We start from the raw sequence: 21067 nt of genomic DNA, 5'->3' as shown, positions 1-21067 counted from the left end.
ACTTGAACGACTTGAACGACTTGAACGACTTGAACGACTTGAACGACTTGAACGACTTGAACGTATAATTTGAATTATTTAATAGCTGAACGAATTATTTGACTGATTTAAGTCGTTATAGTCTGAGTTATAAATTAAAAATATTTTCCAAAAAATTTATTAAGAGTTTTATTTTAGACCGATTAGGCACTTTATTCTCATTAAACTCACCTTACTCGCTTGTACATAACGATTTAGATCTATACGCATTATTTATAATTTTTATTAAATTCATTTGTGGCAAGAGCGAATATTTCTTAGATAAAAAAACTGCTATTTTTAATAGCAGTTTTTAAATTAGTTCGTCTTAATATTCTTTTAAAAACCATCCACTCGCAAAAGCAAAGTATTCTCGTAACCAAGAGTTGTAGCGAGTAGCTAATGGTGTTTCTGCAGCTACTGTATAAACTTGCGTATAACCTTGTTTTTTAGCAATAGCCGCTGCGCGTGGAGTGTGAAAATCACTTGTTACAATAGCTATTGGTTGGTTAAGGGTAATGTTTTGCTGTGCTAATAGAGGCTTACTATTTTTTAAATTAAGTTCAGTACTGGTACTTTTATCTTCAAGTATCATTCGTTCTTTTGCTACATGATACTTTTGCTCTAGATAACGAGACATCACTAATGCTTCGCTTTCCTTTTCTGAAAAATCCAGACCGCCTGTTAAAACAACTTTTGCTTGAAGCTGTTTTAGAGCAATAGGGGCAGCTGTATCTAAACGTTTTGCAAGAGTTTTGGATGGTTGACCATTTTCAACACCACTACCTAAGACAATGATGGCATTTACTGGAGGAAGATTTTGGCTTGTTTCTTTATTCTCTTTAATAAAGTCAAAGAAATAGCCTAAGCTAATTAGCCAGATCCAGAGGCATAACCAACCGAAACGCCAAAAAGTATGTAAGCGGTAATGATAGAAGAAAAAACGCTCTAAATGATAATAAAATAAAGAATAGAGGCAGAAGAATGCGCCCAAAATTAAAGGGATAATTGTGCCAAGATTAATTTTATTGAGACAAATTAGAACTAGCCCATCTAGAAATAAAATTGAACCAATGATTACTAGGAAAATACGGATCCACTTACTGACTTGCATTGTGTTTAGAGTTGCAATTTGAATTGCAGACAGTGTATGCAAAATCATTCTGAATGCAATAAAAAACCGAGTAAAGCATTTGCGCTATTACTCGGTTTTTTTATTTATTAGCCTTTAATAAACATCACGGCGATAACGGCCTTGTTGTCTTAATTCATCTAGCTGTTCATCACCTAGAATTTCAACAAGTGCTTGGTCGACTCCGCTTGCCATGCCATCAATACTACCGCAGACATAGAGAATAGCACCGCGTTCTATCCAGCTTACTAATTCGGCTGCATTTTGACGGATTACATCTTGAACATATACGCGTTGTTCTTGATCTCTGGAAAATGCTAAATCTAAGCGTTTTAACATTCCTGTTGTTTGCCATGCTTCAATTGTTGATGCATAGAAGAAATCACATGATCTTTGACGTTCACCAAAGATAAACCAGTTCTCAGTGTAATCATGACGAGTGCGTGTATGTAATAGGCTCATTAAGCCCGCAATTCCGGTGCCGTTACCAATACAAATAATAGGGCGGTTGTCATCAATAAGATGGAATGATTCGTTGGTACGAATACGTAAAGCAATTTCATCATTGACTTGCGTGTGTTGAGTCAGCCATCCAGAACCTAAACCTAAATTTCCAGCCTGATCATATTGTTGACGAACAACTAAACGAAGCACTTGCTGGGAAGGAATGCTGGCAATCGAATATTCACGTGTTGGTAGAGTCGGGAGTTGTTCTAATAGATGATCTACATTAGCAAATGGTTCAATTTCACCGGTTAAATCTTTATTCCAAAGTGCTTTCTCAATCGAAATCTGTAATGAGTCAACTTTGGTATTTTTTAGAATATGATGCTTCTGCAGAAAATCGTGAATACGTTCAGGGCTATTGCCAGGTTGAATTTCAGCAATATCACCCGCTTGCCATAGTGCTTCGTGCTTTGCATTAAGCTCAATATTATAAGCAGGTTGACCTAAGCTATTTGGGTTGAGTAAGTCACGTTGTTGCAATATCCATGTATCAAAGACTTTTTCTAAATTTACAGCATGCAAATCTAATTTAGTTGTTTTGGCGAGTGCCTGATTCCAGTTTTGAATATCCGATAAGTTTGCATTATCAACTTCAATTGTACTAAAGAGGGCATGAGCACCATTAGTTTTAAGCCAGACATCTACCGCATGTCCAAAACTACAATACGTATCAGGATATTCTTTAGAACCTAAGGCCAAAACAGCATAGTTGATGTGTTTAAGATCTAGATTTTCTTTTAAAAGCTTTTTAGCAAAGCTTGTCGCGAGATCAGGTGCATCACCAGTACCATAAGTACTGATCACGAATAGAGCCTGCTCATGCTGCTCTAAATCAGATTGGGTTAGCTGCTGTACAGGTTTAACCTGAACTGGTTGATGAGCTTCCTGTAAACTTGTTGCGGTACTCCAAGCGAGTTGTTCGGCTACACCTGTTTGAGTTGCATAGGTAATAAGCCAAGGTTTTGCATTTGGATCAATGTATTGTCCAGCTAAAGACTGACGAGCTGCCTGTGTTAATTTTTTCTGTTTACGGCGTTTAAGATAAAGCATCCATCCTGTAACCAAAAACAGAGGCATTGCCAATGAAGCAAGCATTGCAGCAAATTGATAAATTGGTCCAAAGAAGCTACCACGATGCACGGGTAACATACTGCTCATGATCTTTTGATTAAGCTTTTTATCTTCGTAAAGCTCCATCTTTTCGACATTGCCAGTTTGATAATTATAGATGGCTTGGTTGCGTGCACGTTCGTGTTGTGGCATCGCATCGACAAAGCTTAACTCAATTTTTCCATCATCTTTTTTAGGTAAACTTAATGTTAGCGTTGAATAATCACGTCCAATTTGACTATTGAAGCCGCTCCATGTTTGATTAAGTGCCGTAATGACCTGAGTATTATCTAATTGTGGCTCTGCTTTTTTATCATTATTACGGTCAGATCGTTTGCCTTGTTGCATTCCGTGATTTTGAGGAGTAGAGCCATGGCCTTGTGGTTTAGGTTGTTCAACGCCCATCACTTTGAACATGCCACTACGCCACCAGTCATAAGACCAATATAGACCCGTACATGCGAAAAGAAGATAAAAAACAATGACCCATGTACCTACAACAGCATGTAGATCCCAAATAAAATTTCGGCCTTTCAATTTCGGTTTAACAGCGAGCCATTGACGGGCAGAATGCTTTTTAGGCCAGCGTAAATATAATCCGCTCAAGACAAAATAAATGAGCATTAAGGCACAAGCACCAGTAATTTGCTTACCAACTTCACCTACGGTTAAATTACGATGAATTTGTTGTATGAGTAACAACAACTTTCGGCCTTTAACATCGGGCAGAACTTGAGCGTTATACGGGTTAACCATCATATTGTAGCCACGGCGTTCACCTTCTTTTTCAATATTCACAACAGAAGAAGAGGTGGGGTCCTTGGCAATCGTAATGCTATTAATTTTAATTTCAGGCTGAGTTGTATTGAAATGTTGATATAGCTGAGCAGGGGTTAATTTCGGTGTGTTTTCAGCTTGAACAACATAACTATCAGAATTCACCCATTTTAAAATCTGTTGGTCATAAGAATAAATTGCACCTGTTACACCCATAATAGATAAGATGAGGCCAGCAGTAATACCCAGAAACCAATGAATTTGAAATAAAATTTTTTTAAACATGGTCGAAAATGTAAATATGATGGAGATCTTGTAACGAAGTATAGCCGAAGATTGAGTAGATAATATGGATTTTGGAGATAATATTAATTTTCATTATCATTTGGTTTTACTGCAATAAAAAACCTCCATAAGGAGGCTTTCTATAAAATCAAAACTTACAGGGTTTTCGGTTCGCCTACAGTTTCTTTTAGATGTGTACGAATCGTATTGAACGAGAAGTTTTTAGAATCCATGCGCTTAGGTAAAATATAAGCACCTTGTTGTTCTTGGCCTTTTGGATCTTTTACTTTGAAATTTACCAAGATGAAATCAGGTGCATTGTACCATTCGTAGATGTTTTTCCATCCAATTGTACCAACGCCTTCTTGTTGACCCATTTTTTGACGCATCACAATACCATGAGGCTGCACGCCTAAACGAATACCTTTGATTTCCTGTACCGGAAATTCATTCATTTTGCGTTTAACGTACCATTCTAATCCGTATTTACGACCTAGGTAGTAAAGTACTACAGCGACAATAGCAACCCAGCAAAAAATAGTAGAGTAGTTCTTGATAAGAACAAGACCTAAAATAGCTAGGACTAAAACTGCACCCATAATCGCCCAAATTTTTGTGCTGATTTTATTGGTGCTGCGCCAGATAAGAAGCTGAGCATTACGTTGTTCAGCTTCTGACACGTCATAGGGAACAGGCTGAAGCGTATAAGCGTATAAAGTTTTCGCGGTCATAGTGCAAATAACAAATTGTAAACTGTTTTAAGTTTAGCACTAATTGGCATAGGTCAGGAAAGGATATTATGCCAATTTAATACTAAATTCCGAGGCAAATTTATAATGATGCAAGCTCACTGGCATCATTATCAAGATCATGACTTAACCGTTGTTTTAACATACTAAATCGGTTCAACACACCAAGCATGAGCGAGAGTTGCTGTAAAATAATGAGTGATTTTTGGTCATTTTCATCATTTTGGCTTAGACGTTGACGAATCGTTTGGAGCATATTTTGTGCTGTAAGATCAGGCATTTCGTCTCTTAATAGAGCACCTTGAATATCATCAAGTGCTTGATCTAATAGTTTAAGAACAGCTTGATCCTGAATATTTTCTCGATGTGCCCCAAGTGCTGCGATATAACTTAAAAATGTATGGTTTAAACATAAAAATTCAAAAATATCGGATTTACGAGTCGGGTCAAAGTCTGGTTCAGTTGCTAAAGTTGAAATAAGCGAAGCAACTTCAGCATCTGTATTATGCGCAGCTCGACGTACAATTCGGTAATTTAGCGCATGATTACGGCCTTCATGATATTGTTTAACGACTTCAGCTAAATAATTACATTGGGCTTGTAGCGAGCGTCTGATGTTGCGAGGTAAGCGTCGGAATTTCCAGTCAGGCCAAATAAAGGTCACACCAAACCAAGCTAAAGCACATCCCATTAAGGTATCTACAAATCGAGGAACGGCAGCAGCCATTGCTGAACCGTCTAGATTAAAGTTAATTAATGCCAAAATGGTGATAAAGGCAGTTGCCTGCGCATATTGTTTACTGCGTAATTCAAAAAACAGGACCCCACTTAATATCAACATGAATAGTTGTCCTTCGGTCGAAGGAATTAAGAAGATAATCGCAAGTCCAACGAGAATACCAACTAATGTCCCAACAATTCGTAAACGTAAGCGGCGCTTGGTCGCGTTAAAGTTGGGTTGGCTTACAAATAGGGCTGTAAGCATAATCCAGTAGCCATATTCAATATGGGTCATTTGAATAAACACATATCCAATAAACAAAACAATCGATACACGAATTGCGTGGCGGAACAACACAGATTCGGGAGTTAAGTTTTGTTTTATTCGGATGACGATATCATTCCATCCTTGTAAATCATCATCTTTAAGCTGGTTCTCGGCTTGTTTTACTTTATCAGATTGAATGTGTTGTTCAGTTTCCAAGTTGAGTAATTGGGAGTCGATAGACTTTAAATTTTGGTATAAGGCGAAAAGAGCATTTACCCATAAAAGGTCATAATGTTGATCACGACGTAACTTCTCTAAAGAGAGGCGTAGGTTTTCAAAGCTTTGTTTAAACCTTTTATTATGGTTGTAGGGTTTACGTTGCAAAATACATTCATTCAACTCTTGGCAAGCTTTGCCTTGAATCGCCAAAATTCGTTGGAATCTAAATAAAATATCACTGTGCTGAAAAATTTTGGCTAATTTTTGATAGTCAATATGGGCTGAGTCAGCACGTTCATGAATATCTTGAGCAACAAAATAATAATGTAAGCTTCGGCGTGTATCTTTTTGTCCGCGGTCGCCTTTTAAACGAGTCAGTAAAGCTGTTTTTAAGTCATTAAAAATCGTAATTAACTTACCATTTTCTAACGACAGCTCAATCATACTTTGCTGATAGCTGGCAGGAGTCATATCTACATCAAACAAATTTGATTTTGCAAAAAGAAAATCACCTAGGGATGCATAAGAAGCAGCCAGTTTGTCTTGTAGTTGTCGAACCGGAAATAATAAAAAGCTAATAGTAGCAATGAGGCCATACCACGCGGCGCCTGCAACTAAAAGGGCAGGTTGGATATACCAATGATCAAAAAGGTGAACACCTAGCATGGTATAGACTGAAACAACCAGACAGCCATAAGAGATGGTTGCGTAACGACGTCCTAATGAGCCTAGTAAAATCCAGCCAATACATGACGCAATTAACCCCAAAGCAAAAGCCATTGGGTAGGGGAAAAGTAGTTGTACAGAAGCTGCGGTAACGAAGAACCCAATATAAGTATAAATCAGGTTCATGATTCGCACGGAAAAGCGATCATCAATATCGCTTAACCCTGCCGCGACCACACCTAAAGTAAGTGGAATTGTTGCTAATTGATGGCCCAAAAAATAAGGCACGAAAGCAGTTCCTGAAAAGGCTATCAGCATTCGCACGTTATACATAAATGTTGTGTTATAAGTCGCTCTTTTTAGGCGTTTAAACCAAGATTTCAAAGGAAGTCCTTGCTGATCAACCTGAGTGATAAAGGATTGGTGTATTTCTACACCAATGTTGCACAAATCATACGATAGACAGTGTAAGCTTGTCTGTATGCAAATGATTGAAAAATGAAATATCGTTATGTCTGAACAAACAGCCCAGCGTCAATATTCTATTGGCTGGATTATGTTGCTCGCTTTGCTTACGGCTTTAGGGCCATTATCCATCGATATGTACTTACCCGCTTTGCCGCAAATGGCGCATGATTTTGGGGTGAGTACGCAAATGGTGGCAAATACACTACCAGCTTACTTTTTGGGTTTAGCTGTTGGGCAATTGGTTTATGGTCCTCTAAGCGATCGAATTGGTAGAAAAAAACCACTTTATTTTGGTCTCGCGCTTTATGCAGTCGCAAGCTTATTTTGCGTGTTGGCGACAAATGAATGGGGCTTGATTGCTGCGCGTATTTTGCAAGCTTTAGGTGGCTGTGTTGGCGTGGTTATGGCTCGTGCAGCAATACGCGATAAATTAGATGTTCAAGGCTCGGCACAAGCTTTTTCAAGCATGATGATTGTAATGGGACTTGCACCAATTTTGGCACCTATGATTGGAGCATGGATTTTAATCTGGTTCCCTTGGCAAGCTATTTTTATTGCCCTTTCAATTGTTGGCGTCATATGTTGGTTGTGCGTACATTTCTTTTTTAAAGAGACCTTGGCAACTGATAAAAGACTTAAGCTTTCACCATATCAAGTAGTGACCCTCTATGGGGCTATTTTCAAAGATGCAAGTTTCCGCTTACCTATGTTTGCAGGGTGTTTAACAGGAGCCGCGCTATTTTGTTATATCAGCTCAGCACCTGCGGTTTTCATGGATCAGTACGGACTTAATCAGCAAGAGTTTGCTTACGCATTTGGACTAAATGCTTTTGGCATTATGTTGATGTCATCTTTAAATAAGCATTTAACATCACGTGTTGAAATCACTAAACGGTTAAAAGCAGGTTCAGTCGTGCAAGTGACTGGAGCCATTATCGTATTTATTGCGGGTTTAATTCCCGCTGCGCCTTTATGGCTTGTTATGTCAGGGCTATTTTTAGCTATTTCAGGCATTGGTTTAACCGGGCCAAATGCAATGGCGCTCGCAATGTCTAAACAAGGTGCTCGCGCAGGGACAGCCAGTGCAATCATGGGAAGTATGCAATTCGCTTGTGGTCTCTTGGGTGGAATATTGCTTAACTTTCTTATTTGGTCTGCATCGCTCAACATGGGCGTGATGATGGTGTTATTTACACTGAGTGGGTTCATTGTTGTGTTGAAAGCAGTGCAACAAGTAAAAGCAAAGCCATTCTCATAGTTTGAAAAGAATGGCGACTTAGATCTTATTCGTCTAGAAAAACTGTGAAATTTTCAACCGGTTCTCTAGGAGTAATGAAGGTATTTACAATGTGGTTGGGGTCAGCATGCCCCAACGCGATTGCACATACGAGCTCTTCATCATCTGACGCACCCAAGATATCTAAAACAACAGGGTGAAAATGGTTCCAAGCTGCTTGTGGGCATGTATCTAAATCACGTGCCTTGGCAGCAACCATCACGTTTTGGATCATCATGGCGATATCCATTTTAGAACCGATTCCCATCGTTTTATTTACTGTAAAGAAAAGGCCGACTGGAGCATCAAACAGTTTAAAGTTACGCAACTGCTGTTCAGCCATTTTTTCTTTTTCGCCTTTTTTAATTTCGAGTAGACCGTAGAGTCCCCAACCATTTTCGCGGCGGCGATCAATAAATGGTGATATCCATTTTTCAGGATAATAGGCAAAAGTTTCTTTATATTGTTCTGCAAGTTCTGGGTTTTTTGAAACCTCAATTTGTGCTGCACAGACACGTTCAACCATTTCATTACGCTTGTTTCCTGTTATTACATAGACTTTCCATGGTTGAGTATTTGTTCCAGAAGGTGCTCGGCTTGCGACTTGTAATATATCTTTAATGACTTCTGGCTCAATGGGAGTATTTAAAAAAGCGCGGACAGAATGTCGAGAAGTGATAGCTTCATCAACGAGGCGAACTTGTTCCAGATTCATGAGTACTCCTATATCTTTTTCTTAAATATTTCATACTTTTTTGAAGCTTAATTTCATGCTTTGAAAGTACTTCATTTATAAGCAAAAAATATTAGAAAAGAGATATTCTTACAGGTATGATAATTTAATTAGTTTAGACATATTGTCTGATTAATCATAATTCGAATATGCCACTTTAGATTTAAATAGACAAAATAGTGTGATTTTGTCGGTTATAAAAATAAAAGCATAACAGTGAGTGGGTGAATAATATTCAATTGAAAAAAAGGTATAATATGTTTAAAAACAGTACAAAACGGATCGTTTTATATAAAAGATGACCATTTTTTATATAAAATTTTAATGAAAAATATACACAAAACTTTAAATTTCTGCATAATACCGACTTTTTTACGCAGGTATGATTTCTCCATACTCACGTTAGGAAATGCTGGCTGCAAACAAAATCCCTTTACCAAAAGGATTTAGTTGCAGAAATGGAGAAATACACGAGGTATAGGAGCTTTACATGAGTCTATCACTCATCAACAAGCAGTTCATGAAACAAGGATTGGCGATTACCATTGCAACCATGAAAATGAACGTAACTCAAGCAGCTACTGAGTCACAAAAAATACAACAGCTTAGTACAGGTCTAAACGCACTCTTCTTTGATCAGAGAGAAAAGGGCGCAGATAGTCGCGTTATGGCGATGGCTCGTTACAGTCTTTGAAATTTATATCCAGTTTAGACATTTGCTCAAAAGTATATGTAAATATGCTTATTGGCTTAAATCCAGATTTTGTAAAACTCGCTTAACTGATGGGAATCATTAGACGAGTTTATTTAGCGGTGGTCATTTGTTAGTTTCCAAGTTTGTAGCTGAGTCGATGCATACTGTTTTTCCGCAAGCGGAAAAGTTCAGTAGTGCAATGATACTATTTTATCTGAAGGTCGCTTTCTCTCATGCAACCTTCAAAGGCTTAGTGTTGGGCATGATGTTGCTTAAACTTGTGACGATAATTGCTATTCAATTGACATTAAAAGTTTTTTCTTGAATTTACTGAAAAGTCCCGGTTTCTAGGGGCTTTTTGTTTATTGCAGTATTTTGGCATGTGCTTTTAGCACATTAGCAAGGAACGTAAGCGGACCGAGTATGAATGAACAACTCAATGCCACACTAATGTCGTGGGTAAAATTTTTGAATGACCCTTTATGGGACTTTTTGGTTATTTTCTTGCTGGCTGTAGGTATTTTTTATACGGTCTTAACAGGAGGCGTGCAAATTCGCATGTTCCTGCAAAGTATCCGAGTGATGAAAAGCAGTCGTACCGAAGGCGCAGATGAGCATGGTCTTACACCTTTTCAGGCGTTTGTAACTGGCCTTGCAAGCCGTGTTGGGGTAGGTAATATTGCTGGTGTAGCAATTGCCATCGCAATTGGTGGTCCAGGTGCAGTGTTCTGGATGTGGGTTACTGCTATTCTTGGTATGAGCTCAGCTTTCATTGAGTCTACGCTTGCTCAATTATTTAAAGTTAGAGATAGCAAGACTAAACAGTTCCGCGGTGGACCAGCCTACTATATTACTCAAGGTTTACGTAGTAAAACCTTTGGTGTGGTCTTTGCACTGGCATTAATCTTTACCTACGGTTTCGTATTCAACTCAGTTCAAATCAATGCGATTGCCAATGCATCTTCACATGCTTGGGGTTGGGACAAAGCTAATTTTATTGCTCATTTAGGTGGCATTGATCTAGAAATTTCATGGGTTGGTCTTGCTCTTGTAGTTTTAGTTGCATTAGCAATTTTTGGTGGTATTAAGCGTATCGCTAAATTTGCAGAGATGTTTGTACCTTTAAAAGCAGGTCTTTACCTATCTGTTGCTCTTTATATTGCAATCAGTAACTATGCAATTTTGCCTGATATTTTAAAGCTGATTGTAACCGATGCTTTCAATTTTAAGTCTGCAGCAGGTGGTTTCTTTGGTGCGGCAGTGTCAATGGCAATGATGCAAGGGATTAAGCGTGGCTTATTCTCTAACGAAGCTGGTATGGGTTCTGCACCAAACGCAGCGGCTGCATCTGATGTAAAACATCCTGTAAACCAAGGTTTGGTACAAATGCTCGGTGTATTTGTAGATACTTTCATTGTGTGTACAAGTACTGCAATCATCATTTTGGTTTCTGGTGTTTACCAAGATACAGCTTTTGTCGGTGTTGAATTAACACAGCGTGCTTTAGAAACTCAAGTTGGGCATTGGGGGTCGGACTTCCTTGCTGTTCTATTATTCTTATTCTGTTATTCAGCTGTACTAGGTAACTATGCCTATGCAGAAGGTAATATGCAGTTTATTAATAACAATCCGAAAGTCATGTTCATCTTCCGAATTTTTGTATTGGTGATGGTGTACTTCGGTGCAATTGGTAGTGTTCCACTCGTTTGGTCTATGGCCGACTTGTTTATGGGTATCATGGCAACCATTAACTTGATTGCAATTTTACTGTTAACACCGATGGCACGCACATTGTTGAAAGATTACCGTGAACAATTGAAAAAAGGCATTAAAGAGCCTGAGTTTAAAATTGATAAATATCCGGAATTGAAGAAAAAAGTCGATTCAGATATCTGGTAAGTTACAAAAGGCCTCTTATAAATAAGGGGCCTTTTTCATAGAGGGGATAGATAAAATACTTGAGTCTAAATTTTAAACATGACAAATTAAATAAATTCGATACAGCTTTTCACGAGACTAGCAACTAAAATTGCAATCCGAACTTAAACCTCATAGTGCGAAGACAGGCCATGAAACAGCTTAAATTGTGGGTTCTCGGACTCTCTATGGTGTTGGCAGGATGCCAGACCACTACACACTTGTCTGCTACTCTAAAACCGCAAACGACGGAGGCCTATGCTCGCTCTGTTGATCAGCCATTTGCACGAATTAAAAAACAGCAAAAGCGTCCTGTTGTTGCGCTCGTATTGGGTAGCGGTGGAGCACGAGGTTATGCCCATATTGGTGTGATTGAGGTTTTGGAACAACATGGTATTCGACCAGATTTTATTGTAGGTACCAGTGCCGGTAGTATTGTTGGAGCACTTTATGCCAGTGGTAAAAGTCCTGCTGAATTGCGTGATACTGCTTTAAAAATGAAAGCTGGCGATGTGCGTGATATTAGTATCGGTCTAAAAGGTTTTTTTGATGGCAAAAAAGTAGAAAACTACGTGAACCAGCAAGTAAACAACATGCCACTCGAAAAAATGAAAATCCCAATGTATGTGGTTGCAACCGAATTAAAGCATGGTACTAAAACCGTATTTAACTATGGTAATACGGGGCAAGCCGTAAGAGCATCTGCTTCAATTCCAAGTATGTTTGTACCCACTAAAATTGGCAAATCTGAATATGTCGATGGTGGGTTGGTCAGTCCTGTACCAGTTGAGGTTGCACGTGACTTAGGCGCTGATGTGATTATTGCTGTTGATATTTTAGCTCAGCCGATTTACACAGAAACATCGAATGTCTGGGGACTGTTTAACCAGAATATTAATATTATGCAAGGTCGTTTAGCAGCAGAAGAATTACAATATGCAGACGTTGTTATTCAGCCAGATTTAAGAGAAAAAGCGCATATTTTTGATGTGAAAGGCCGTGAAGCTACCATGAAATCGGGCATCGATGCCGCCAATGCCAAACTTTCAGATATTCAGTTTGTTATTGATGGAAAAATAGCTGAACAGAATATGTCTACTGAAGGGTTGAGTGCACAAACTCAATAATTTAACGTTAATCTTTTGAAAATTAAATAAAAAGCCTGATTAGGGCTTTTTTTGTGTGAGTTTAAATCCTTAATTTTTGGAATAAAAATTTTTGTATATTAGGTACATGTTGGATATGCTGAAAACTCTGATGACCAATATAAAATATTGATGTCATTTTTAAAAAATAATTGATTTGTAATGTATTGAGGCTGACTAGATAAATGATACAGCAACAGGTTAAAAATGGGTTTCCAACATTAGATGATGTTCATGCTGCCGCAGAGCGTTTGGAAGGTTTAGTCGTAAAAACTCCTTTTGTTTTCTCAGAAACCATTTCTAAAACCTTAGGGGCTGAGATGTGGCTGAAATTTGAAAACTTACAATTTACAGCTTCTTTTAAAGAACGGGGTGCACTGAATAAACTGTTGTGTTTATCTGACCAAGAAAAACAACATGGTGTTATTGCAGCTTCGGCAGGCAATCATGCGCAAGGCGTAGCGTATCATGCTCAGCGCACAGGGGTAACAGCGACCATTGTGATGCCGAAATCTACGCCTAATGTAAAAGTGCAGCGAGTACGTGAATACGGAGCACGCGTTATTTTGCACGGACAAGACTTTTCAGAAGCTGCTGCTGAAATGCATCGTTTAGCACAAGAAGAATCTTTAACGATTATCCATCCATTCGATGATGCAGAAGTTATTGCAGGTCAAGGAACCATTGCGCTCGAAATGCTTGCAGCTGTGCCTGAACTAGACATTTTAGTTGTACCAATTGGCGGTGGTGGCCTAATTTCTGGTATTGCGATTGCTGCTAAGGCTATAAATCCCAAAATTAAAGTGATTGGGGTGCAATCTGTTGTATACCCAAGTATGGCAAAAATACTGTGCAATTATCAGCATGCAGTTTCAATGGGTTCGACAGTTGCAGAAGGTATCGCGGTAAAAACTCCGGGTGAGCTTACGACTCAAATTGCTAAACAAAATGTTGATGACATTGTTGTTGTCACAGAAGACATGATTGAAGAGGCAATTGCACTGTTACTTAATATTGAGAAAACAGTGTGTGAAGGGGCAGGTGCAACAGGTATTGCTGCAATTATGTCTCGTCCTGATCTCTTTTTAGGTCATAAATTGGGTGTAGTGCTGTCTGGTGGCAATATTGATACACGCGTTATGGTTTCTGTATTGCAACGTCATTTAACGCGTACAGGGCGTATGGTCCGTATTCGTGTTGAATTACCAGATAATCCGGGTGCTTTAGCTCGTTTAACAGCAATTATTGCTGAGCAAGGCGGTAATATTTATGAATTGCGTCATGAGCGCTTTGCAGCAACCAGCCGCGCCAAAGAAAGTGCAGTGAGTGTTGATGTTGAGCTTAAAAGCGCTTCGGATCTAGATTTGCTCATTCAGGCAATGCAGTTGGAAGGCTATATTGTTCGTAAAGAAGAGATTTAATCTCTGATATTGCTATGTTATAAAAGCCGTATATGGCTCTATCGAGAGTCATATACAAGGCAATTTAAATGGATTAAATTGCCCAAAAGGGATGAATTTACAAAAAAACGATCAAATCCTTCAATGAAACGAGAAAAACTGACAATTCTCTAAACTTTGCACTTCACAATTTTAAGGTTTAGGTTTTAGTATTCTTCTCATTGTAAATTTGAAGAAATATAAGGATATCCACGCTTAATGTTCAAATCATTTTTTCCATCACCACGGTATTTTTTCATATCTGCGGTTATTTGGATCGCACTCAATATGGTGCTCTGGTACTCAGGTGGAAACACGTGGGGAACTTTTATTGGGTTTGCTAAGGGTTACCATGATTCACAACTACCTGTAGGTGTGAGCCGTTTTTGGTCTCCAACTTTCTTATGGTTCTATGTCTGGTTTCTAGTCTCTACTGTACTTTTTGCTGGATTTTGGAAAATTATTTCTAATAATCCATGGCAGCGATGGTCTATCTGGGGTTCAGCATTTATTTTATTTAACATCTGGTTTGGTGTTCAGGTCAGTGTGGCCATTAATGCATGGTATGTTCCTTTTTGGGATTTAATCCAAAAAATGCTTTCCGATGGTGGTGGAGACCTCTCGGCACTATATAGTGAGACTTTAGTTTTTCTTTATATTGCTATGGTTGCTGTGACTCTTGCTGTTATTAATGCTTTTTTCACAAGCCATTATGTATTTCGTTGGCGTACGGCAATGAATGAATACTACACAGAGCATTGGGAAAAGCTGCGTCATGTCGAAGGTGCTTCACAGCGTGTACAAGAAGATACCATGCGCTTTGCAACTATTATGGAAGACTTAGGGGTTGAACTGGTAAAAGCTGTGATGATCTTAATTGCCTTTTTACCTATTTTATTTCAACTGTCTAAACATGTTCCCGTTTTACCAATTGTCGGTGAGTTAGAACATTCTCTAGTATGGGCCGCAATTGTATGGGCTGCTTTTGGTACTGTTCTCTTAATGGTCGTGGGTATTAAATTACCTGGATTGCAATTTAATAATCAAAAAGTAGAAGCGGCTTATCGTAAAGAGTTAGTTTATGGTGAAGATCATGCAGATCGTGCAAGACCAGCTACTTTAAAAGAGCTATTTAGCCGAGTTCGTAAAAACTACTTCCGACTCTATTTCCATTATGCTTACTTTAACTTGGTAGCAACTTGGTATAAGCAGTTAGATATTTTATATAGTCTAGTCGTTTTATTCCCTGCAATTGCAAGTGGAAAGATGACGTTAGGCTTGATTAACCAAATTGGCGGTGTATTCGATAAGGTCCGTGAATCTTTCCAATATTTAATTAGTTCATGGAAAACAATTATTGAACTACTTTCGATTTATAAGCGTTTAAAGGCTTTTGAATCGATACTACATAAATAAAAGAAAACCCGCGAAAGCGGGTTTTCTTTACAGGTGTGGATTTAATGAGTCGCATTATAAAAATTAAGGATAGGTCCTACTAAATGCTGTTGAGATTTATCTAAGGTGACTTGAATTTCTTTATAGTTGAAAGTGTCTTCATCATGGTATTTAGCAATACCATGCGTTTTATTGTTCACTTGGGTAATTTGATAACTAAAAAAAGCCACTTTCTTAGAAGGATGAACAATATTAATTAGTTTTTTCGGGTCTTTATAACCACCGAACTCATTTTCAAGGCTTTCTTTTAACAACTCTGGGAAATAGAGTGTTGCGTTTGGTAGCCCGCAACCGACACAAAACGAAGAATCATAAAGTTCTATTGCTTGTTTTTGATCTGGACTCATTACTAAAGCAAAACCAGTTCCATTAGCACCTGCATTTGCTTGCACATCTTGCCAGTTTTTTGGAATGAGCACTAAACCTGTTTCAGGTAATGCAACAAGCTTGAGTTGCTTGGCATGTTGAGCATCGAGTTTAAAATTAAAACGGCAACTTTTAGGTGTACAGGTCTCAAAATCTTTCAGTAAACCATTCTCTGTTGGGCTTTGTGCTGTAACACCATAAAACGGGACTGTAACGCCGTTTAAAAACTTTGCCTCTCCTAGATAGTAGAATTGATTATCTGCTTTGCGGGTGGCAGCAGAGCTATAAAATTTGGGGAAATGAGGTGTAAAGCTTTCTACTTCTGCATAGGCACTTGAAGTGATACTGACTAATATTGTGCATAATAAAAAATTCAGTTTTTTCATTTTTAAAAAGTAATCATTTAAATTTTATATAAACCTAGCATATTCTTTTAAACTAGATGTTAGTCCAAAATTTTAAACTGTTTTAACTTAATAATAAAACAGACCAGCAGAGACATGAAAAAATGAAAAAAATGCTTTCAATTTGCTGTTTAACGGTAATGAGTTCTTATAGTTTTGCCCAAGAAATAAGAGGTATTTCATTTTCACACCAAGAGTGGGAAATCTCTTGTAGCAATACGGGTACATGTAAAGCCGCAGGTTATCAAAATGAAGAAAATGGCGATAATCCGGCATCGCTTTTATTGGTACGTAAAGCAGGGCCAAAACAAGCTGTGCAAGCTGAATTTGCTTTATCAGACTATGAGCAAAGCTTGCCAACCAATCAGCTTAAAAATATTCATTTTTATGTAAATGGCAAAGATTTAGGCACTGTAACTATAGATGGTACCGATTTGCCATTGATGGGGAAATTGAATAATTCACAAGTCAACGCTGTACTACAACAGTCTAAACAGAAAACTGAAATTATATTTAAAAATACTCAGCATGAATGGAAAATTTCCGATGCAGGAATGACTGCTGTTTTATTAAAAATGGATGATTTTCAGAAGCGTATTGGGACTGTTGGAGCTTTGGTTAAAAAGGGCAGTGCCAATGAAACTAAAGTACTTATGCCTGAGCCAAAACTGGTTGTTAAACATATTAAAACTACAGCTAAACCTTATTTAACGCTACAACCGAAAAGCAAGCAGTATCAAGCAATACACCGTAGCTTGATGGCAGTTAATCCAAATCCAAAAGAAGACTTTTGTGAAGGAGTTTATGGTGGTAATAGTGATGGAGCTGAACCACAAGAAATCGAGCTATATAAACTAACCAATAAGAAAGTTCTCGCGACTACGCTGTGTTGGAGAGGGGCTTATAACGAAGGGTATGGGGCATGGGTACTCGATGAGTCTTTGACTGGTAAAGCAACGTTTGTGACAGAAACAGCTTCTGATTTCGATAGTGGAATTATTAGTAGTGCTCAAAAAGGAAGAGGTATAGGCGATTGCTGGGCAAGTGAAGAATGGGTGTGGGATGGCAAGAGTTTTGTACATACGAAAAATATGTGGACAGGGATGTGTAAAGGTTTGGCAGCAGGTGGAGTGTGGGAGCTCGATCGAATTGAAGCTATTGTAAAATAGCCATTTTGTTGAAAAAATCTCATTAGGAAAAGAAAAAATGAGTAGAAGTAAAATAGAGATAGCTTTCTTAGTTATAGTAGGAATGTTTGCTTGTTTTGCCAAGCCTGCTTTTGCTGCACCCTTAAGTATTTTAGAGTTTAAAAAAACACAATTAAGTCAGAATGAGCAGGAACAACTTTGCATACAAGTTAAAAATCTCTGCGAGCATCCGGACCAATGGCGGGTTTTAAAAACAGCAGATCGGCAGTTATGGCTTTTGTCAGGTGAAGATATTCTTCAATTTAACAACTCTGCAACGGGACTCAAACTATCGAAACAGTGGCATGTAAATCTTTCTACTCAAAAGGAGGGTGCATCTGATGGGCAGTTTATCTTTCCTAAGCTTTTTCCCATAACCCAAAATCGTTATGCAATTGCTGTAATCGATTCATTTTCTGAAATGTACTCAGGAGGCGGTGCGAATATTGAACGAGCTAGTTTTTATGAGTTAACAGATGCTGGCACTACACATCAATTTATTGCGAATTATCCATTTAGTTTTAGTCGTATGATCAGAGCTTGTTTTTCTGAGCAAGATTATGAAAGTTCTCAAGGAAATTGTCATGATGAGGATTCTTTAAGTTTGGATCTTCGTCCAGTCAAACCGCTAATGTGGCAATTCCGCTATCGTTATAGTTTAAGCGTATCACCTGCCTCAGATTCAGATGAAAAATCTTATCAGGGCAGTAGAAACTTAAATATTGATTTAAATAAAGCACCAGAACAGCCAAATATTCCAGAAGCATGGAATTATGCCGGAATGGGCTAATTATTAAAGTAATTGTTAAATTTGAAGAAATAGACGATTTACAGAGTCATAACAGGTAACACCACTAGCTCTGTGATACAAAGAACAGATTGTTTATTGGAGCTAGACCTATGTCACGTCAAGTTTATGCGATTGCTCGCCGTAAGTTTTCACATTTGAGCCGTTCAGTTTGTATGGCAGTTGCTGTACTGGGTACAACACAAATTGCGATGGCGGGTCCAACGGTTGATCAGTTAAGTGACTGTTTAGTTAAGGCTACAACGGCTTCAGACAAAACCACTGTGCTTCAATGGACATTTACGGCTTTAGCTGCCCATCCCGATTTAAAAGCATTTAGTAATGTAACGCCTGAGCAAAAGGATCAGTTAGATCAGAAACTAGCACAGGTTTTACAACGTGTGATTGTGGAGCAATGTTCTACGCAAACTAAAGCTGTGATTCAGGCTGAAGGTGTGAAGGCAGTTGGGGAGGCTTTCCAGCAGTTAGGTCAAAGTGCGGGTGAAGATATTGTTAAAGATCCCGCAGTTAAACAGCAGTTGCAGGGCACATTACGCTATATCGACTTAAATAAATTGGTGACGACGTTTTTAACACCAGAAATTTGGAATAAGTTGGGAATTACACGTTAAAAATCTAGTTTTCTATTTTAGTAATAAAGCCTGCTATTTATTCAGCAGGCTTTATTTTAATTGGAATGAAGAGATCTATTTAAATAGTAATCTTAGCGCCTAAAACTTTCACAAATTGTGCTAACCAAGCTGGGTGTGCAGACCAAGCTGGGGCAGTTACCAAATGACCATCTGTAACTGCTTCAGTCACAGCAATATCGGCATATTGCCCACCTGCCAATTTTACTTCCGCAGCACATGCTGGATAAGCTGAGCAGAGGCGACCTTGTAATACATCTGCCGCAGCGAGTAACTGAGCGCCATGGCATACGGCTGCTATTGGTTTTTTCACTCTATCGAACTCACGCACAATTTCGATAACACGATCATTCATACGTAAATATTCTGGTGCTCGACCACCCGGAATAACTAGACCTACATAGTCTTCAGTGTTAACGGCATCAAAATCATAGTTAATCGCAAAGTTGTGGCCACGTTTTTCGCTATAAGTTTGCTCGCCTTCAAAATCATGAATAGCAGTAGCAATATGGTCACCGTTTTTTTTATTTGGGCAAACAGCATGCACGGTATAACCTAAACCAGTTAAGAACTGAAAAGGAACCATGGTTTCATAGTCTTCGGCATAGTCACCGACCAACATTAAAATCTTTTTAAACATGATTTATCTCTCTTATTTAAAATATATGTGATTTCAATTTTTAATTTAAATTAGCACAATGAAAGTATGATTTTTAGAAAAAAGCGCATTCTTTAGTCGAAGAATGTTTCGTAAGGATGTAAAAAACCGATAAATCGAGGCTTTTTTTAAACGAAATATTTAGACAGATTAAAAAATCACGCATAAAAAAGGACTTTGAAAGTTTAGTAGTTCTAAGTCTTTAATTTTGGTGATGAAGAATACTTTTTTGTTAATCATTTTAGTGTAATATTTAAGGTGTCTATAATAACTGTAATAAATTGAATTTTATAAAATTTAAGGTGTTTATATGGGGAATTGGACAAAAAGACTAAGAGATTGTTCCATTCATTTAGATAATGCTATATGGAAGGCTGACTCAGTAATGAGATGGTCTGTAGATACTAGAAATATTATAGAAAAGCAGTCAGATATTCCAATTTATTCAAAACTCGAGGTTAAACTTGCTTTTGGATACCGTTCCAAAGAAGATATTTATCTAAAAATTCAAAAAGATGATTTAGTTTTTTTGGGAATAGAAGGCCTCAGAAATTGGGCTAAAAAGCATTTGGATCAATATAGTTATAAAGACTCTGCTATCTGGATAGGACGTAGTTGGAAAGAGCCAAAATTAGAAAACATGGATTTGGTGAGCGCTATGCAGTATGTCTATGCACGGCTCTACGAGTGCTGTATAGATCTTAACCATAGAATAGATGAGAAAAATAATTTTACTATTAAAACCCCCGATGAAGTTTTATCTGAATTTAATATTACACATACATATCAATATATTGAGCTGACTAATTTTAAAAGTATCTCTTTTAAAACTAAAACTTATAAAAAAGAGATTAATTTCAGTAGAGAAAATTTTCTTGAAGAAAGGCTATATAGAGGTGGGAAGTTAAGTATTGAGCTAAAAAATGAATTTTCACGATTATTTTCTCAGTTCAATACTGTTTTGACAAAACAAGAATTACTTGATATTCACTCAGATTTAAATTTATTAAATTTTCGTTGTAATGGATCAATTTTACAATACGTAGCTTTCTTTGATGAAAATTTTAAATGTATGAAATATATACCACATATGCTTCCAGTACAGCTTGCTAAATATATATTTTGGAGAAATATTGGTGTATTTGTTTCAGTTTTAAAACCAAAATATATTATTTTTTCTGATGAGTATTATATTAGAGATAGGCCTCAAGCAATGCAATACTGGCGAAATACAAAGATTCAAGGCGAATATTTAAGTACACGATTATTATCAAAAGTTGAAGATGATAAATTTGAATTATTGGAAATTCGGTACAGTATTGAGAGTGGAAAATTACAAGAACCTATTGAGAAAGAGATAAGTAGCTTATTACTAGACATAAATGCTAATAATGAAGCATTTATGTATGTACCAATTTTGAAAGAATTGTAAAAAGA

The 21067-nt window shown here is 37.7% G+C and carries 18 protein-coding genes; 11 read left to right on the top strand and 7 right to left on the bottom strand.

Translation table 11 applies throughout. The annotated features are described in order from the left end of the window. Positions 1–346: 346 nt before the first annotated feature. The 4 genes from F935_RS00570 to yccS all read right to left on the bottom strand — a co-directional run bounded on the left by F935_RS00570 (position 347) and on the right by yccS (position 6835). A complete protein-coding gene (locus tag F935_RS00570) occupies positions 347–1132 on the bottom strand; it encodes a YdcF family protein (protein WP_035365941.1) in 786 nt (261 codons plus the stop codon). A 114-nt stretch (positions 1133–1246) separates the two neighbouring features. Further along, entirely contained in the window at positions 1247–3829 is a 2583-nt protein-coding gene (locus F935_RS00565) for a PepSY domain-containing protein (RefSeq protein WP_016137127.1), read from the bottom strand. Positions 3830–3984: 155 nt separating this feature from the next. Further along, positions 3985–4560 carry a hypothetical protein gene (locus F935_RS00560; RefSeq protein ID WP_016137126.1) on the bottom strand — a complete coding sequence of 192 codons (576 nt, stop codon included), beginning with the start codon at positions 4558–4560 and terminating at the stop codon, positions 3985–3987. Between the two features lie 100 nt (positions 4561–4660). Further along, complete coding sequence (yccS, locus tag F935_RS00555) at positions 4661–6835, bottom strand: YccS family putative transporter (RefSeq protein ID WP_035365923.1); 2175 nt, start codon at positions 6833–6835, stop codon at positions 4661–4663. A gap of 127 nt (positions 6836–6962) precedes the next feature. On the opposite strand from yccS, the gene F935_RS00550 reads away from it, so the two are divergent. Then, the gene (locus F935_RS00550) at positions 6963–8177 is read left to right on the top strand and encodes a multidrug effflux MFS transporter (RefSeq protein ID WP_016137124.1); all 1215 of its coding nucleotides are present in this window, start codon (positions 6963–6965) and stop codon (positions 8175–8177) included. 25 nt (positions 8178–8202) lie between these two features. Here the strand turns inward: F935_RS00550 and F935_RS00545 are convergent, their stop codons facing one another. Next, entirely contained in the window at positions 8203–8910 is a 708-nt protein-coding gene (locus F935_RS00545) for a nitroreductase (RefSeq protein WP_016137123.1), read from the bottom strand. Between the two features lie 508 nt (positions 8911–9418). Here F935_RS00545 and F935_RS00540 point away from each other — a divergent pair. From F935_RS00540 to sbmA, 6 genes are all read left to right on the top strand, one after another. Further along, positions 9419–9622 carry a hypothetical protein gene (locus tag F935_RS00540; RefSeq protein WP_016137122.1) on the top strand — a complete coding sequence of 68 codons (204 nt, stop codon included), beginning with the start codon at positions 9419–9421 and terminating at the stop codon, positions 9620–9622. A 157-nt stretch (positions 9623–9779) separates the two neighbouring features. Further along, complete coding sequence (locus F935_RS18675) at positions 9780–9947, top strand: hypothetical protein (protein ID WP_155237746.1); 168 nt, start codon at positions 9780–9782, stop codon at positions 9945–9947. Positions 9948–10045: 98 nt separating this feature from the next. After that, positions 10046–11521, top strand: a complete 1476-nt coding sequence (locus tag F935_RS00535) for an alanine/glycine:cation symporter family protein (protein WP_016137121.1) — start codon at positions 10046–10048, stop codon at positions 11519–11521. Between the two features lie 170 nt (positions 11522–11691). After that, complete coding sequence (locus F935_RS00530; protein WP_035365921.1) at positions 11692–12666, top strand: patatin-like phospholipase family protein; 975 nt, start codon at positions 11692–11694, stop codon at positions 12664–12666. 203 nt (positions 12667–12869) lie between these two features. Next, positions 12870–14105, top strand: coding sequence for a threonine ammonia-lyase (locus F935_RS00525; RefSeq protein WP_016137119.1), 1236 nt, complete (start codon positions 12870–12872; stop codon positions 14103–14105). 237 nt (positions 14106–14342) lie between these two features. Beyond that, a complete protein-coding gene (gene sbmA, locus F935_RS00520; protein WP_016137118.1) occupies positions 14343–15539 on the top strand; it encodes a peptide antibiotic transporter SbmA in 1197 nt (398 codons plus the stop codon). A 41-nt stretch (positions 15540–15580) separates the two neighbouring features. Here sbmA and F935_RS00515 read toward each other — a convergent pair whose 3' ends face one another. Continuing rightward, positions 15581–16330, bottom strand: a complete 750-nt coding sequence (locus tag F935_RS00515) for a DUF4850 domain-containing protein (protein ID WP_016137117.1) — start codon at positions 16328–16330, stop codon at positions 15581–15583. A 122-nt stretch (positions 16331–16452) separates the two neighbouring features. On the opposite strand from F935_RS00515, the gene F935_RS00510 reads away from it, so the two are divergent. The 3 genes from F935_RS00510 (at position 16453) to F935_RS00500 (ending at position 18954) form a co-directional block, all read left to right on the top strand. Beyond that, the gene (locus F935_RS00510; protein WP_016137116.1) at positions 16453–17517 is read left to right on the top strand and encodes a DUF1176 domain-containing protein; all 1065 of its coding nucleotides are present in this window, start codon (positions 16453–16455) and stop codon (positions 17515–17517) included. A 37-nt stretch (positions 17518–17554) separates the two neighbouring features. Beyond that, positions 17555–18325 (top strand): hypothetical protein, encoded by a 771-nt coding sequence (locus F935_RS00505; RefSeq protein ID WP_016137115.1) that lies wholly within the window; start codon positions 17555–17557, stop codon positions 18323–18325. A gap of 110 nt (positions 18326–18435) precedes the next feature. Then, positions 18436–18954 (top strand): hypothetical protein, encoded by a 519-nt coding sequence (locus F935_RS00500; RefSeq protein WP_004789310.1) that lies wholly within the window; start codon positions 18436–18438, stop codon positions 18952–18954. 79 nt (positions 18955–19033) lie between these two features. Here F935_RS00500 and F935_RS00495 read toward each other — a convergent pair whose 3' ends face one another. Then, positions 19034–19612: a DJ-1/PfpI family protein gene (locus tag F935_RS00495; protein ID WP_016137114.1), complete on the bottom strand. Its 579-nt coding sequence runs from the start codon at positions 19610–19612 to the stop codon at positions 19034–19036. 328 nt (positions 19613–19940) lie between these two features. Here F935_RS00495 and F935_RS00490 point away from each other — a divergent pair, with 328 nt between their 5' ends. Further along, on the top strand, positions 19941–21062 hold the full coding sequence (locus F935_RS00490) for a hypothetical protein (RefSeq protein ID WP_016137113.1): 1122 nt from the start codon (positions 19941–19943) through the stop codon (positions 21060–21062). Positions 21063–21067: the final 5 nt, after the last annotated feature.

The organism is Acinetobacter calcoaceticus ANC 3811, assembly GCF_000399665.1.
Classification (GTDB): domain Bacteria; phylum Pseudomonadota; class Gammaproteobacteria; order Pseudomonadales; family Moraxellaceae; genus Acinetobacter; species Acinetobacter calcoaceticus_B.
Note: the sequence above shows the minus strand (reverse complement) of the source record. Positions and strands in the feature narration are given on the sequence as shown.